General features: G+C 35.9%; 11 protein-coding genes and 1 tRNA gene. 10 read left to right on the top strand and 2 right to left on the bottom strand.

Features of this window, described 5'->3' with window-relative positions; all coding sequences use genetic code 11:
* Window positions 1–90: 90 nt before the first annotated feature.
* Complete coding sequence (locus GXM16_RS06410) at window positions 91–1,209, bottom strand: Fe(II)-2OG oxygenase family protein (RefSeq protein WP_163393569.1); 1,119 nt, start codon at window positions 1,207–1,209, stop codon at window positions 91–93.
* A gap of 258 nt (window positions 1,210–1,467) precedes the next feature.
* Here GXM16_RS06410 and GXM16_RS06415 point away from each other — a divergent pair, with 258 nt between their 5' ends.
* From GXM16_RS06415 to GXM16_RS06450, 8 genes are read left to right on the top strand one after another with little or no spacing between them, the layout of a single operon-like run.
* On the top strand, window positions 1,468–2,103 hold the full coding sequence (locus tag GXM16_RS06415) for a nitroreductase family protein (protein WP_163393570.1): 636 nt from the start codon (window positions 1,468–1,470) through the stop codon (window positions 2,101–2,103).
* Between the two features lie 29 nt (window positions 2,104–2,132).
* On the top strand, window positions 2,133–3,659 hold the full coding sequence (locus GXM16_RS06420; protein ID WP_163393571.1) for a pyridoxal phosphate-dependent decarboxylase family protein: 1,527 nt from the start codon (window positions 2,133–2,135) through the stop codon (window positions 3,657–3,659).
* On the top strand, window positions 3,637–6,078 hold the full coding sequence (locus GXM16_RS06425) for a GNAT family N-acetyltransferase (RefSeq protein ID WP_163393572.1): 2,442 nt from the start codon (window positions 3,637–3,639) through the stop codon (window positions 6,076–6,078). The genes GXM16_RS06420 and GXM16_RS06425 overlap by 23 nt, the downstream gene beginning before the upstream one ends.
* Window positions 6,079–6,096: 18 nt before the next feature.
* Entirely contained in the window at window positions 6,097–7,467 is a 1,371-nt protein-coding gene (locus tag GXM16_RS06430; RefSeq protein WP_163393573.1) for a lysine N(6)-hydroxylase/L-ornithine N(5)-oxygenase family protein, read from the top strand.
* A gap of 1 nt (window position 7,468) precedes the next feature.
* A complete protein-coding gene (locus tag GXM16_RS06435; protein WP_163393574.1) occupies window positions 7,469–9,304 on the top strand; it encodes an IucA/IucC family protein in 1,836 nt (611 codons plus the stop codon).
* Entirely contained in the window at window positions 9,301–10,707 is a 1,407-nt protein-coding gene (locus GXM16_RS06440) for an MATE family efflux transporter (RefSeq protein ID WP_163393575.1), read from the top strand. The genes GXM16_RS06435 and GXM16_RS06440 overlap by 4 nt, the downstream gene beginning before the upstream one ends.
* A 27-nt stretch (window positions 10,708–10,734) precedes the next feature.
* Window positions 10,735–10,977 carry an acyl carrier protein gene (locus GXM16_RS06445; RefSeq protein ID WP_163393576.1) on the top strand — a complete coding sequence of 81 codons (243 nt, stop codon included), beginning with the start codon at window positions 10,735–10,737 and terminating at the stop codon, window positions 10,975–10,977.
* A gap of 17 nt (window positions 10,978–10,994) precedes the next feature.
* Window positions 10,995–12,383, top strand: a complete 1,389-nt coding sequence (locus GXM16_RS06450) for an AMP-binding protein (RefSeq protein ID WP_163393577.1) — start codon at window positions 10,995–10,997, stop codon at window positions 12,381–12,383.
* 71 nt (window positions 12,384–12,454) lie between these two features.
* Here the strand turns inward: GXM16_RS06450 and GXM16_RS06455 are convergent, their stop codons facing one another.
* Window positions 12,455–14,794 carry a TonB-dependent receptor gene (locus tag GXM16_RS06455; protein ID WP_163393578.1) on the bottom strand — a complete coding sequence of 780 codons (2,340 nt, stop codon included), beginning with the start codon at window positions 14,792–14,794 and terminating at the stop codon, window positions 12,455–12,457.
* Between the two features lie 174 nt (window positions 14,795–14,968).
* Between GXM16_RS06455 and GXM16_RS06460 the strand changes: the two genes are divergently transcribed.
* Both GXM16_RS06460 and GXM16_RS06465 read left to right on the top strand, forming a co-directional pair.
* Window positions 14,969–16,084, top strand: a complete 1,116-nt coding sequence (locus GXM16_RS06460) for a PepSY-associated TM helix domain-containing protein (RefSeq protein ID WP_163393579.1) — start codon at window positions 14,969–14,971, stop codon at window positions 16,082–16,084.
* A gap of 129 nt (window positions 16,085–16,213) precedes the next feature.
* Window positions 16,214–16,286 (top strand) — tRNA-Met (locus GXM16_RS06465).
* The last annotated feature ends 323 nt before the right edge of the window (window positions 16,287–16,609 follow it).

Below are 16,609 nucleotides of genomic sequence, written 5' to 3' on the forward strand. Positions count from 1 at the left end.
TTGATTATCATTGTTTTGATATTAAATAGTATAATTCTGAAAAGCGCTTATTAAACTGGACTGATGTTTTTAAATACTTAAGTTTAAAATTTAATCAAAATTAAATACCTTCCCTAAATGTTCTTCCATAATAAAATAAGGATCATTGGTCTTTGTAACAGATCTGATATGTATTAGACTTGTTTTACTCATCATCCTGAGCATCTGCCTGCGTTCACATTTTATAATTTCGCCATTTTCTATACGTTGACCGGCAATAAAAGCACTTCGCCCATGTGCACACAAATGATTGTTTACAAAAATAAGATCTCCGGAATTTGGGATATAATCACTGTTGATTAGTGTTTTGGCTTCATCCCAAAAATCCATTAAGTTGTTAAGGGCTTCGGATGTCTGTCCCGCATTTTCATTAAAGATTTGCTCAGCAGCATCAAAACGAATAAAAGGAAGTTCTCTGTTTCCATACAAAACACACGCTAACGGTCCTGAATCTGAAGTGTCTTCATCTTCATAATTAGCATCTTTGGGACACTGATAAATAGGTTCAAATAACTTTTCCATTACAGCATTAACCTCTCCATGTGAACGAATAGAATATAATGTTGATGGCACTCTTTCTTCATTTCTCAGATAAAGAAAACTTAAAAAATCGGCCTGATGTGACAAAAAAGCATCTTCAGTATGTACAAATAAATCGGTTTTAGAGCCGGATCCTGTCTGCGTCATAGCCATATTTTCATCTGGAATTACGGCATGCAAAAGACCTCCGCCTTTTCTCTGTGCATAATACTGAACAGGTTTTGAAGGTACTGCACCATGAAGCAACGAACAGATAAAACCATATTTATTTAACTTTCCGAAATCTGCTCCCTGCCAGTTTGGAGGCGTAGGTCCCAAATCTTCCTGATCGACTTCTAAAAGCCCTTTAAAGACAATCGCACCATATTGTTCAGCTGAAAAATCGGTTCCAAACCGACTCAAAATTCGGGTAATTCGTTCGGGCAATAATTGAAAAGCATGGAGATGAAGAGACGATATATATTCAGGGTTTTCGTAATTGCTAAATGCTTTCACCAAAAGGCTTCCCACATTTGATAAAATATTTCTCTCCTGAGGTGTTATCTCTATTATTAAAGGCTTTGTAGGAATATCAAAAGACAATGGTTCATTAGTAGGTCTTTCAACAGAAAGAATTGATTGTGATTTCATTATTAATCCGTTTTTAGGTTATTAAAATACAATTGAAAAATTAAACACAATGCACTAAAAATAAGCATTATATAAAATTAAATTTGAAACAACAATTTGTTTATGTACGGGCATTCGTATAAAATTTTTCATATTTATTTTTTTTATTCATTTTAATTTATACATTTGTTTTTACTTAGTCTAAATAAGATTTACTTACAAATATATTTTTAATTAATCTAAATAACAATAATTTTCTTAGAAAAATTTAAAAAAAACATGAAAATTAAAGACAATCCCAGTAAAACCAGAGCCTCAGATTATTCTGATAAACCAAAGAAAATTTCAGAAAACATTCGGAACAGAAGAAGCATTTTTGGTGATCAATTTGTCAAAGGGGAATTGCCTGATGACCTGCTCGATGAAATTCTAATAAACGCTACGTGGGCACCCAATCACAAAATGACTGAACCCTGGAGATTTATTGTTTTAAGAGGAAAATATCTTGAAGAATATGGCGAATACATGGCCGATTATTACAAAGACTCTTATGCAAAAGAACTCGCACCCGATGCATTAGTAAAAAAACTGGATTATCTGCGGAACTATCCTTTGAACGCTGTTTGCATGATTGGAATAATTCTGGTTCGAAACACTAAAATCAATCTTCCTGAATGGGAAGAAATTGCCGCTGTATCATCAGCTGTACAAAATATGGCGTTAACGTGTACTGCTAATACTATTGGAAGTTACTGGAGTACTAAAAATGTGGCTATTGATTACGTGAGTGAATTCGGTCTTGCTGAAAACGAAAAGTCTTTAGGACTTCTATATCTGGGATATTATGCTGATGATTTAAAAATATCAAAAAAAAAGAGAACTCCTTTATCAAAAAAAGTGATTTATCTGCAATAAATATTAACAAACCGTAAATAAAATCCATTATGAACAACATGCTATTGAATAATGAGGCACCAAAAAATTCAGTGCTTATTCCTGACCAGGATTATTTTAAAGATATTTTTCATCAAAATGCTAATACTGAATATGCTGAAGCCATACAATTAGCGCAAAACCGTGTTTCGGACTTTCTACAAAACAACCGAAAACCTTTCAGCGGAATCAGACCTGATGAAATGAAAGCGAAAGTAGAAAATGTAGATTTAGACACTCCCCTTCCAGATTATGAAAGCCTGCTTAATGAAGCAGATGAACTGTATGTAAAACATGCTACAGCCTATCATTTACCTGAATATATTGCGCATTTAAATTGCCCTGTGGTAATTCCGGCACTGGCAGCCGAAGTATTGATCAGCGCCATAAATTCATCTCAGGATACTTATGATCAGAGCGCCGGAGGTACTTTTATCGAACGAAAATTAATCGACTGGACCAGCAAACAAATTGGTTATTCTGAAAATGCGGATGGTATTTTTACTGCCGGAGGTTCCCAAAGTAATTTAATGGGATTATTACTGGCAAGAGATTATTTTTCTCTTGAATATCAAAAATGGAACATCAAACTTGACGGCCTTCCGCCTGATGCGAGTAAGTTTAGAATTTTTGTTTCGGATAAAGCACATTTTAGCAATCATAAAAATGCATGGATTTTAGGTCTTGGTGAACAGTCTATTGTTCACGTTGGTGTAGATTCGAGATACCGAATGGATCCTAAGCAGCTTGATAAAGCAATTGCTGCAGAAATAGAAAAAGGCAATATTCCGATTGCTATTACAGCCACAGCGGGAACTACAGATTTTGGAAATGTCGATCCATTAACTGAAATAGCCCATATTGCCAACCGTCACAATTTATGGCTTCATGTTGACGCCGCTTATGGATGCGGATTATTGCTGACAGAAAAATACAGATATCTCTTAAACGGAATTGAACTTGCAGATTCGGTAAGCATCGACTACCATAAATCTTTCTTTCAGCCGATTAGCAGCAGTGCATTCATCGTAAAAAACAAACTCCATCTTAACATTATCAAGCACCACGCCGATTATCTGAACCCAAAAGAGCAGGATTATGACGCACTTCCGGCGCAAATCAACAAATCCATTATTCAGAGTACCCGTCGCTTTGATGCGCTTAAACTTTGGTTTACGCTTCGTTATATGGGTAAAGAAAAGCTTGGGCAATACACGGACACCATCATAGAAACAGCTCAGCAAACGGCAAATTACTTAGAAAATAATGAAAATTTTGAGCTTTTATGCCATTCTGATATGGGCGTATTGGTCTTCCGCTACATCAATGGGCTTGATCCGGCTAATTATTGTAACATCAATCAGTACATCAAAGAAAAATTATTTTTTAGTGGAGAAGTTTTGGTTGCCAGCACAAAAGTAAATGGAAATTTCTATCTCAAATTCACCATTTTCAATCCTTTGACTACGCTTAATGACATCAAAAACATTCTTAACCTCATTAAAAAAACCGGAAATGAATACCAACAACTCAACTAATTTTCAACAGCTGGCAGAGCAGGTTAATTTTAAATCCCTGCTGAATTGTTATTGCAGGGAATTCAGGAACTGGAGCCGTTATGAAGGTATTCCGAAATACGATCCGGCTTTGGCTGATTATATGCAGACCATCAATCATAAATCATTTCTGCGTTTTGATTTTACTGATATCGGCCAGGAAGTTTTTGCGCCTTTGACTTATTTCTCAGAAAGCGGAGTTCATTCTTTTGGATTTCCAGTTATTGCACGCAATACTGCTTCTGATCAAATCAAAGAAATCAGTCCTTTGGATTTTGTAGAATTTGTTGCTGCATTTGCTAAAAAAGAATATCCTGAACTGGATTCGCTTCCTACTCAAAAACGCATGCAAAACAGTATTGATAATCTGGCTTTTTATCTCGCTCAATACAAAGAGAATAATCTTGTAGCCAATAATCCTGAGCAATCGTTTATTGAATCAGAACAATCACTGATTTTAGGACATAGTGTGCATCCTCTTCCTAAAAGCAGGGAAGGTTTTACTCATGAAGAACTGAAAAAATATTCTCCGGAAACGGCGGGACAATTTCCTTTGCATTTTTTCCTTATCCACCCGGATAATGTGCTCGAAAAAAGTGCTGAAGAGTATCTGATGACGGATTATCTCAGAAATGAAATTTCAAAATATGCAGATAACAGCACTAAAGAATTACTGACTTTATATCCCGAATGGAAAGTAGTTCCAACACATCCATGGGAAGCTGAGTATTTATTAAATCAGGCTGAAGTGAAAGAAATGCAGTCAAAAAAGCTGCTTTTCAGTCTGGGACAATTCGGACCATCGTATACGGCTACCTCATCAGTTCGTACGGTATACAATGCCGAAAGTGAATGGATGTATAAATTTTCACTTCATGTAAAAATCACCAACTCATATCGTGTCAATTATATTCATGAATTAAACCGTGGTTATGATGCCGGCAAACTCATGAAAACAGAATGGGGAAAAGGAATTGAAAAAGAGTATCCTGAAGTACAGCTCATTTGCGATCCGGCTTTTATTGCGGTGGTTTATGAAGATAAGGTCATTGATGGCTTTAGCACCAGTGTACGCCAAAATCCTTTCCATGGGGCAAATGCCCGAAAAAATATAAGTATGGTTGCCTCTTTATGTCAGGATGGTGTGCTTGGTGAATCAGCCAGAATACTAAATATCATTAACGAATCGGCAAAAAGACTGGATAAAGAAGTTAATCAAACAGCCATCGAATGGTTTAAGCAATATCTTAAAATTACTTTACATCCGTTAGTTGGCATATTCAATAAATACGGATTTGGAGCAGAATTCCATCAGCAAAACATCCTTATTGAATTTGATGACAATCTTTTTCCGTCTAAAATGTATTTCAGGGACAATCAGGGCTATTTCTTTCGTCAGGGAAAAGCGGAGGAATTACAGAATCTAATTACAGGTTTTGGTGACGAAAGCCGAAATTTTATAGCCGAAAGCCGAATTATTAACCTTTGGGGCTATTATTTTTTAGTGAATCACCTTTTTGGAATCGTAAATGTTTTAGGCAAAAACAAACTGGCCAATGAATCATCTCTTCTGAACATTATATATGAAGCGTTCAAAACAGAAGAAGCAACGGATACCACAGGTCTGGCTTCTCATTTTATAAACAGTATTCAATTGTATGCAAAATGCAACCTACTGACAAGCCTCAACAATATGGATGAAGCAAGTGCACCAAGAACCAATCCGGCGGTATATTTAAATTATCCAAATCCTTTAAACAAATCCTTTTTTTCTCAAAAACTAATAAAGCCTAAAGGAGAAGATGTGGTTTTTAGCCGATACTTCGAAAAGGAAAATGTAACCATAACATTGCGTCCTGTTAATCCTGAACGTGATTTGGAAATGCTTCACGAATGGTTTCATCGTGAACATGCTTTAAAAATCTGGAAAATGAACTGGCCTGTTAAAGAGTTGGAATTGTTTTACCGAACGCTCCTTCCCGGAGATATTTCACACAGTTATATCGGCCAAGTTAATGGCGAACCTACCTTCAACATGGAAGTATATTGGGCGAACCGTGACATTGTTGGAGGTTATTATGACTCCCTCCCATCTGATTATGGAACGCATCTGTTTATCGCGCCAACAGATTCCAAACTAAAATTCACTTCTGCCGTAACACAATCAATGATGGATTTTGTTTTTGCGGAATCAAAAGTCGGCAAAATGGTGGGCGAAGGCGCTGTAGATTCAATAGCATCAATGCTGAATAAAGCACATGTTGGATTCAAAATTGAAAAAGTAATTGAAATGCCGCATAAAAAAGCCAACCTCAATTATTGCTACAGAGAATGGTATTGGGAAAAATTTCCGGCTGCCAAAAACTTTCAGAACAGCCCGGTTTCAGCACCACAGGTTTAATCAATAAAAAAAATAACAATGAGCACAGAAAAAATATACTCGGTCATAGGTATCGGGATTGGTCCTTTTAACCTTGGTCTTGCCGCCCTTATGGAGCCGGTAGACGAACTTTCATCACTTTTTTTTGATCAGTCAGCCAGTTTTGACTGGCATCCGGGATTAATGTTAAACAATGCAAACCTTCAGGTTCCTTTTTTAGGCGATCTGGTTACGATGGCTGACCCTACAAGTAAATACACATTCCTAAATTTCATCAAAGAAACCGGGCGTTTGTATAAGTTTTACATACGTGAAAACTTCTTTATTTTCAGAAGGGAATACAATGAATATTGCAAATGGGTAGTTTCTAAACTTAATAATTTAAAATTCTCACACAAAGTAGTTTCTTTAGATTATGCAGATGGTTTATACAAAGTAATCGTCATGAATACAGAAACCTGCATTACCTCAACTTATTATGCAAAAAAAATTGTTTTAGGCACAGGTACTTCTCCTTATGTTCCTGACTTTATTGAAAAACAGGAATTGCCAAATGTAATTCATGCATCAAAGTATTTGTACGCTAAATCAAGAATACAAAATAACAATTCGGTTACAATTATAGGTTCGGGACAAAGTGCTGCAGAAGTTTTTAAAGACCTTCTGCCGGAAACTGAAAATGGTTTAAAACTGAAATGGTTTACCCGTTCCTCTCACTTCTTTCCGTTGGATAATAAATCGAAACTGACTCTGGAACTGACTTCTCCTGAATATGTAGATCATTTTCATAGTCTGACTTATGAAAAACGCAAACAGCTTCTTGCCAGACAACACGGACTTTACAAAGGCATTGATCAGGAACTGATTAATGAAATTTTCGACAGCCTGTATGAAATGAGCTTAGAAAATAAGTCTCTGAATGTAGAATTACGCTCTAATCTGCGTCTTACTGCCGTAAACGAAGATTCAGACGGTTCTTACCAAATGGATTTCATTCACACTGAACTTGAAAAACCATATCAGGACGAAAGTGACTGCATTATTCTTGCGACTGGTTATACTTACAAAGAACCAGAAATCATTAAAGGAATCGAAAACAAAATTAACCGTCTTGAAAACGGCTTATTCAATGTCAATCGCAATTATACGATTGATAAGGATGGCAACGAAATCTTCGTCCAGAATGCGGAACTGCACACACACGGGCTTTCGACTCCGGATCTAGGTATGGGACCTTACCGAAATTCATGTATTATCAATCAGATAGCCGACCGTGAAGTATATAAAGTTGAAAAACGGATTGCTTTCCAGGAATTTGGTGTAATGAAATCAACAGATTCTTCAGGAACCAAAGCTATGGAATTAATAAATGAATCGCTGGATATTGAAGCATTAATAAAAACAAACTAAGATGAGTACTTCTGATAACACATTCAAAGATGCACAACATCTTAACGGAAACATTTGGAATAAAGTAAATCGAAACCTGCTCGCTAAAAGTATTTCAGAATTAATGCGCGAAGATTTGGCAAAACCTGAAATCATAAGGACAGAAGAAGACGGCCTTACGCATTTTAAACTGGCAACCGATAAGCAAAAACTTTATTATACTTTTTCAGGTTACCAAAGATTTATTAATTATTGGCATATTGTCAAAGAAAGTATTCAAAGAAACGAAGACGGAAAGGAATCAAATGTAATTGATGTTCCTAATTTCTTTATAGAACTTCAGGAAACTTTTGGCATAAATTCTTTTACACTGGCTCACTATGCAGAAGAATTGCTGCATACTTTATACGCCGACGCTTATATCCAGTTTAACAAGCGTTTATCTGCTTCAGAACTTGCTGATGCTGATTTTCAAACTATTGAACACAGTCTTGATGGACATCCGTGGGTAATTGTAAATAAAGGCCGCATTGGCTTTGATTCGCAGGATTATCAAAACTTCACACCGGAATCGGGACAAAATACCCATTTGGTATGGATTGCAGCCCATAAAAGTCGTGCTACATTTCGCTTATTAGACAGTATGGATCAACAGCGGTTTTTTGAAGATGAACTTGGAAAAGAAAAAATAGCTTCGTTTAGGACTCTGTTGAGTCAGGCAGAAGTAAATCCGGACGATTATATTTTTATTCCGGTACATTCCTGGCAATGGCAGAACAAACTTGTGATGCAGTTTGCCCATGATATCGCAGCTAAATTCCTGATTCCCCTGGGACTTTCAGATGATTTGTACAGTCCTCAGCAAAGCATTCGTACCTTTTTCAATCAAAGTCAGCCGCACAGATATTACGTAAAAACATCAATGTCAATATTAAACACTAGCCATATCAGAGGATTATGTGCCAGGCAATTATCAATCGCTCCAAAATTAACAGGCTGGATTAAAGATATACTTGAAAAAGATCTCCATTTGCAAAACATGGGTGTTGTGCTCTTAGGCGAAGTCGTTTCGGTAAGTTACACACATTCGAGTTACAGCAAAATTGTAAATCCACCTTATCAGTACAATGAGTTTTTGGGTGCGATGTGGAGAGAAAGTCCGGTTAACTTTTTAAAGCCGGGAGAAAATCTGATGACGATGGCAGCATTGTTATACGTAGATAATCAGGGAAAAAGCCTTATTCAGGAACTGATTGAAAAATCAGGACTTTCTACAGAAGCTTGGTTAAAAGCTTATTTCACTGCTTATCTTAAACCGGTATTGCAGATTTATTACCAGCATTCATTATGCATTGATCCACACGGACAGAATGTAATCCTTATTCTAAAAGATTATGTTCCTACACGTATTGCTTTGCAGGACTTTGTGGGCGATATTTTAATTAATGAAGAAGGGAAGAAAAAACTGCCTCAGGAATTCATTGATAATATGTTCAATGCTTCTCCAAATCCTGAAAATGCTCCGTTGGTTATTCTGATAGCGGTTTTTGATGCTTTTTTCAGATACCTGAGCGATGTTTTAATCACAACGGCAGACTATTCTGAAGTTTCATTTTGGAATTGTGTTTACGAAATCATTACAGAGTATCAGGAAGAGCATCCGGAACTACAGGGTATGTTTGAAAAATATGACTTGCTGATTCCTGAATTTAAACGCCTCATTTTTAACAGCCGACGTTTGTTTAATGGTTATGAAGAAACTTCCGGTTTTCCTCATATGAAAAAAAGCGGTTTTATACCTAATCCGTTGTATCAGCTGGTCACATCTGAATTGGCAACTTCAAAAGAAAATTCATGAAAGAAGCCCTATTGAAAACACGTTCCTTTTTTAGCCTTTTAAGGCATTCCATTTCCGGAAAGGAAAGTAATTTTACCTCAGGCAGTATCAACAGAACGATTATTTTATTGTCTGTCCCAATGGTTGCTGAATTACTGATGGAATCATTATTTGTCTGTTCGAACTTGTTTTTTGTCAGCAGATTAGGAACCAATGCCATTTCTATTGCTGGTGCCACTACTACTTTTATTACTTTTTGCTATTCTGTTTCTATAGGATTGGGAATTGCAGCTTCGGCTATGATTTCCAGAAGAATCGGAGAGAAAAAGTTTAAAGCAGCAGGACAAACTGCTATGCAGGTTATTTACATCACAACACCAATAGCCGTAATTATTAGTATCGTCTGCTCTGTGTGGACTGCAGAAATAATGAGTCTTATGGGACTCTCCCCTGCCATGGTTCAGGAAGGATATAGTTATGGAGTAGTCATGTTTGCTTCCAGCGGATTTTTAATTCTGAGAATCGTAATCAACGGAATATTTCGTGGAGCCGGTGATGCTTCTACAGCCATGCGGGTGTTATGGGTATCGAATGCACTGAATATCATTTTATGTCCTATTTTTATCTTCGGATGGGGCGTTATTCCTGCTTTTGGTCTGCTCGGAGTCGGAATCGCAACCTTAATCGCCCGATTGATCGGAGTCCTTTATCAGACGTGGTACCTGATCAGGGGCAAAACCGTAATGAAAATCGGTTTGGCACAATTGGTATTCCATTTAGAGATTTTCAAAAGAATTCTCAAATTGGCTTTTAGCGGGACCGTTCAGTTTATTATTCCTGCTTCCAGCTGGGTATTCATGATAAAAATTATGTCTCATTTTGGAGAAAACGCCCTGGCCGGATACATATTGGCACAAAGAGTAACTTCAATTGCTACAATGCCTGCCTGGGGACTTGGCAATGCTGCCGGAATATTAACCGGACAAAATCTGGGCGCCAGACAGCCCGAACGCGCAGAAAAATCGGTTTGGAGAGCCGGAATGCTGAATATGGGATTTCTGGTGTTTATTGCCGTGTGCTGGATATTCCTGGCAGTTCCCGTGGTAAAAATCTTTACTGATATACCGGAAGTGATTTCTCAAAGTACAATGTATATCCATCTTATTTCTATGGCATACGTTTTATTGGGCTACACCATGGTTATTTCAAGGGCACTTAATGCTGCCGGAGAAGTAAAAGTAGTTACCTGCCTTTATATTTTGATGTTTTACATCGTACAGATTCCACTAGCCTATCTTTTGGGAATTGCTTTTGATTTGGGTACCAACGGCGTTTTTACAGCTATACTGCTTTCAGAAATCGTACTAGCAGTAGCCTGTATTATAATCTTTCGAAAAGGAAAATGGAAAACTACCAAAGTTTAATGAATTTTAAAAATCAATTAAAAAATTATGAATACAACAGAACAATTACACAGCGTATTTTCAAGAGCTTTTGAAATACCGGTTGAAACCATAAACGATCAGTTAGAATATCAGGGAATAGCCGAATGGGATTCGATGAGCCATCTGGTATTAGTTGAGGAACTGGAAAGAACCTATAACATTTCAATAGACATGGAAGATATTCTGGATATGGGAAGCGTTGAAAAAATAAAAAACCTTCTTAAAAAACACGGATTTGAAATTAATTAGCAACCAACATTAGAAACATGGAATTATATGAATTAATCTCAAAAAACGAAAATTTAATCTTTACGGATGCTGCTTCGGGTGCTTCTAAATCAATAAAAGAAATGCATCAGTCTCTCGAAATTGAGGACTTGAGATCTGTTGTTTTTATATATAATGACAATCAGTTACCGGCCATAGAGACTTTATTAAATTTTTATCAAAGCCGATTTACAATTGCACTACTCGGACAGGGAACCAATACCGATTTTAAGGAAAATTTAGAAGCCAAATATACACCTTATTACATTTATGACCCTTCACGAAATAGTATTGAAGGTTATACTGCCATAAATACTTCTGACAGCATTACGCTTTTCAGACGCAATGAAAATTCGATTTATCCGATTCATCCTAAAATTAAATTGCTCCTGAGTACTTCCGGGACAACGGGATCTCCCAAATTCGTGAGACTTTCTGTTGAAAACCTCGTACAAAATGCCAAATCTATTTTGGAATATCTGCCAATTAAAAGTGATGATGTAGTGCCTTTGAATGTTCCGGTTCATTCGGTTTACGGAATGTCAATTTTTAATACCAATTGTATGAAAGCACATCAAATTGTATGTACGGACAAAGATGTTTTTCAAAAAGAATTCTGGTCAGATTTGAAGCATTATGGGTATGCTACATTGGGAGGTGTTCCTTATTTTTACGAAATGCTTCATAGCATCGGTTTCTTTAGAAAAGATCATCCTTCATTACGTTATTTTACACATGGCGGCGGAATGTTAAGCCATAAACTCATCGAAATCATTTCAGAATATAATGAAAGATTTGACAAACAATTCTTTGCACAATACGGTCAGACTGAAGCCAGCGGACGTATGGCTTTTTTACCTCCAAAAGACTTGTTGAGAAAAGCAACTTCTATCGGACGCGCTATTAAAAATGGGCGTTTTGAAATTGATAATGAAACTTCTGAACTTATTTATTACGGTCCAAATATTTTTGGCGGTTATGCCGAAAGAAGAGCTGATCTTCAATTTTATGACCAGGAAGAAAAACTGCATACAGGTGATCAGGCAAGAGTAGATTCTGAAGGCTATTATTATATTACAGGCCGCTTAAAAAGAATCGTAAAGCTATTTGGTACCCGCATCAATCTGGACGAAATAGAATTGCTCCTAAAAAACACTCTTGGAGGACAAACGTTTATTTGCCTTAATATTCATGACAAACATTTAGCTGTATTATACACAGATGAAACCGTAAATAAGGAAGTAATTGTAAATGTTTTAAAAGCAAAACTGAGTCTTCATTCTAGCTCATTAAAAGTAATTTACTTAGATATTGTACCGCTTACCGCTAACGGAAAAGTAAATTATCCTGTTATTAAAGAATCTCTCGAATCTGAAATAGCTGTGTAAAACTATAAATCCTAAAACAAAAAGACCTCTATCCTTACAAATAGAGGTCTTTTTTATTGGGGATAAAACAATTAGAATTTAAAAGTTAAACTTCCCAAAATAGTTGTTGGTGCCTGTGGTGCTGCCCATGTACTCCAGTATTTTTCATTAGTTAAGTTATCAACCTTAACTCCTACTCTCCATGTTGGCTGCTCGTAAAATACTGTAGCACTACAAATGGTATAAGACGGAATGTAAAAGGTATTCGCTGTACTCATATAACTTTCATCTACATAATTTGCTCCAACTCCTGCACCTAAACCCTTTAACTTATTCTGAAGTTTATAAGAAGCCCAGAAATTTATAACATGTTCAGGAGCATCTGCCGTTTTATTTCCTTCAATAGCTTTGTTAGCGTCACTTGTTCTTTCGATGCGGTTATCATTATACGCATAACCTGCTGTAATATCTAAACCTGGAACAGGATTAGCCAGAAATTCAAATTCAACCCCTTTACTAACTTGTCTTCCATCCTGCTGATAAACTAAATCAGCTTGTCTTATTAACGCATTATCATTAGTAATTTCATAATAACTAACTGTTGTACTTAATTTTTTATTGAATAATTCAGCTTTTATCCCTGACTCCCACTGATTAGCATAAAGAGGATCCGGCACAAATTGTGAACCATCAGGCTGATTTACGGGAGCAATATTCTGGAAGCCATTCATATAATTTCCGAATAGAGAAACCTGATCTTTTACTACCTGAAATACCAATCCTAATTTAGGTGATAATGATGTTTGATTATACCCCGCTACTGTACCGCTTTGTTTGCGTTCAAATCTGTCAAAACGTAAACTTTCCATAAGGAAAAGTCTGTCGCTAATTCCAAACACATAAGAAGCATAGGCACTATAGGTATTTTCATCTCTTCCGGCACGTATAACAGGAGCTAACAATACTGCATCAATATCTTTTTTTCTAACCGGAATAAAATTAGTTGTCACATCAATAGTTCTAAATGGAGCTGTTGGCGTTGGCGTAGATGAAAAAGTATCTGAATAGTTTCTATAATTCACTCCGGCAACAATTTTATGACTCAAAATACCCGTTTTGAATTCTCCATTAATATTTTCCTGAATATTGGTATAATTACTGGATATAGGTCCAAATAAAGTAGCACGAATAGTAGCTGTAGTTGGGGAAGTCCAGGTTGGCAAAACCTGATAACTGTATTCTACATTTTCACTCACATAAGAAAATAAGGTCGTAGATTTCCAGTTCTCTGAAATTTGATAATCTGACTGAACGAAAGCTTTTGAAGAAGTTGATTTAGCATCGGCATCATCATGTACCAACGATTTTTTATAATCTAATTTAATATCCTCCGGGTTTGTTATTCCAGATGTTGCAGATGCTCCCGGATATAAAGGTTTAGTACTTTTAGCATTATATAACTCCGCATCAATATTAAAAGTAAGTTTATCCGTAGCTTTAAAAGTAAGACTTGGAGTAAAAGATAAAGTATTGGAATACCCATAATCAAGGAAACTTTTTGCTTTATTTACCCCTACGTTAAGTCTGAAAAGCACTTTTTTATCTTTGGTAAGCGGTGTATTAACATCTGCAGTAAGCTGATGTGTACCATAACTTCCGGCAGTATATCCTACCTCGGTAGCTGTAGTTTCAAAAGGTTTTTTAGTAACTAAATTGACTACACCACCAAAAGAAGATGCCGAAGAACCAAATAAAGTTCCTGAAGGGCCTTTTAATATTTCAATGCGTTCAATATTTGCAATACCTACTGAAGAACGCCCTGACAACGTTTCCATTCCGTTTCTTGCATTAATACCAACAGTAAAACCTCTAAAAATAAGTGCAAAACCTCCTGAAGGATAATTAAGCGGCACTACTCCTGGTGCATTTCGCATTGCAGTTGTGATATCAATTGCTACCTGCTCCTGAAAAAGCTCTTTATGAATTACATTATATACCTGCGGGTTTTCAAGGTTTTTTAGCGGCATTCTCGCCACTGTTTCTGTTTTTTTCGATAATAAACTTTTTCTGCCACTAATGACAACTTCCTGCAATTCTTTGTTAGAAACTTTTAACTGTAGATTAACTGTTGCTGTTTTATTTTCTTCAACAATAACTTCCTGTTCAGAAGTTTCATAACCTGCAAAAGATATCTGTAATGTATAAGCATTAGCTTTTACCCTGTTTATTTCAAAACTTCCATCGTCATTAGTAAAAGTCCCATATTTTGAATTTTTAAGAATGATGTTGACATCACCCGCAGGTTGTCCATCAGAAGTTGTGATTTGTCCCTTAATCTTTCCGTGATTTTGTTGTGCGAAAGATGAAGTGACTATAAATAAAAAGCTAATAATAAATAAAAATTGTGATGTTCTTAAACTAAGATATTTCATTGATTTTTAAATTTGGTTAGTATCTGTCTTTATTCATTCTAAATAAAAACTGCGCAAAAGTAAAAATTAATAGTTGTTTAACAAGTAAATATCTTGATTTATTTAGATTCATAACAAAATATTTAAAATTTAGTCTAAATAAGTATAGATTTGCAGTAATAATTCAAATAGTTCATGAAGAAAAAAATAAAGAAAAAAATTGGTCAGTTACACCTTTGGCTGGGGCTTGCTTCAGGTTTAATACTATTTACAGTGGCTTTGACAGGAAGCCTTTTGGTTTTTGAAAAAGAAATTGATCAGTTTATTAATCCCGAGTTTTATACTGTATCTACTGCTGGCAGCAGCAAAAAAAGAATTGATGATTGTATAGTAGCCATTAAAAAGAATTATGCTATCGAAAAAATAAACCGAATCGTAGTCTATAACGATCCTAAACGTACTATGACAATCATAGGAAAAGACAGCGAAGGAGATAGCCAGATTTTCTCAGTAGATCCTTACACCGGAAAAGTACTTGGAAATGTTGCACAAGAAAGTCGTTTTTTCTCTATAGTTTTAAATATACACAGGCATTTACTAATGCATGACATTGGCGAAATCATTACAGGATGTTCCTGTTTAATATTCGTATTCATGCTGATTTCCGGCCTTGTTTTGTGGTGGCCTAAAAAAGCTAAACACCTTAAACAGCGTCTGACTGTGAAATGGAAAGCTTCTTTTAAAAGAGTCAATTGGGATTTTCATTCGACTTTTGGGTTTTATACCTTTCTGTTCTTACTAATTATTGCTTTAACAGGGTTGACATGGTCTTTTAAATGGTTTGAAAACGGAATGTACTTCATCGTAAACGGTACGACAGAAAGACCATCACCTAAAGTCGAAAACCCAACCAAAATTGATCCCAAATCAGACAAAACTGCTTTTTTTCAAACTTTATATCGAAAAACGGACAGTATATTTCCATACAAAGGCAACATACAAATCAGAATGCCGGCCGATACTATTAACAGCATTTTGGTATTAAAAGAAAACTTAGAATTCAGTATCCCAAACCAGTCGAGTGCGGTTTATTTTGACAAGTACACAGGTAAAGATATCGAGATCAGGCCTTATGAATCTTTTTCGGAAGGGGATAAATTAAAGCGATTAATTTATCCAATCCATACCGGAAGCATTTATGGTTATCCTACTAAAATACTTGCTTTTATCGTTTGTATTTTTGCCGTAACATTACCTGTTACCGGATTATTTATCTGGTTAGGAAAAAGAAAAAAGAAAGTAACTCAATAATTTTATTAAGTTTTGTTTTTTAAAACACTACAAATTAACATTTTATTTAAAATTGAATGTTAAAATTAAAAATTTTCAGAAATTTCTTTGGATAACCGTATTTAGTGCTTATCTTTGCACCCGAAACATCGCGGGATAGAGCAGTAGGCAGCTCGTCGGGCTCATAACCCGAAGGTCACAGGTTCGAGTCCTGTTCCCGCTACTAAGAAAAAAAAGCTTCAGATTTCTCTGAAGCTTTTTTGTTTTAACCTTGCTGATTTTCTTTGCTGGCACAGGATTACAAATCTGCGCTATCTTTGTCTACATATCGAAGGGATCAGGATTACTTCTTTGTTTTAACCGCGTTGGAAACGCTACGTTTTGTCTTTTAATTTAAGTAGGTACTCGTCACAGACGAGAACCAGTTGGAAAGAATTTCCGCGCGATCGGGTAAGATTATTTTTTAGAACTTCCTGAACACAGCGAAGTTTAAATTCATAATACATTGATTTTTTCCATAAAAAAATGCCCCAAAATAGTGTCTAA

Source organism: Flavobacterium limi (genome assembly GCF_010645075.1).
GTDB classification, from domain to species: domain Bacteria; phylum Bacteroidota; class Bacteroidia; order Flavobacteriales; family Flavobacteriaceae; genus Flavobacterium; species Flavobacterium limi.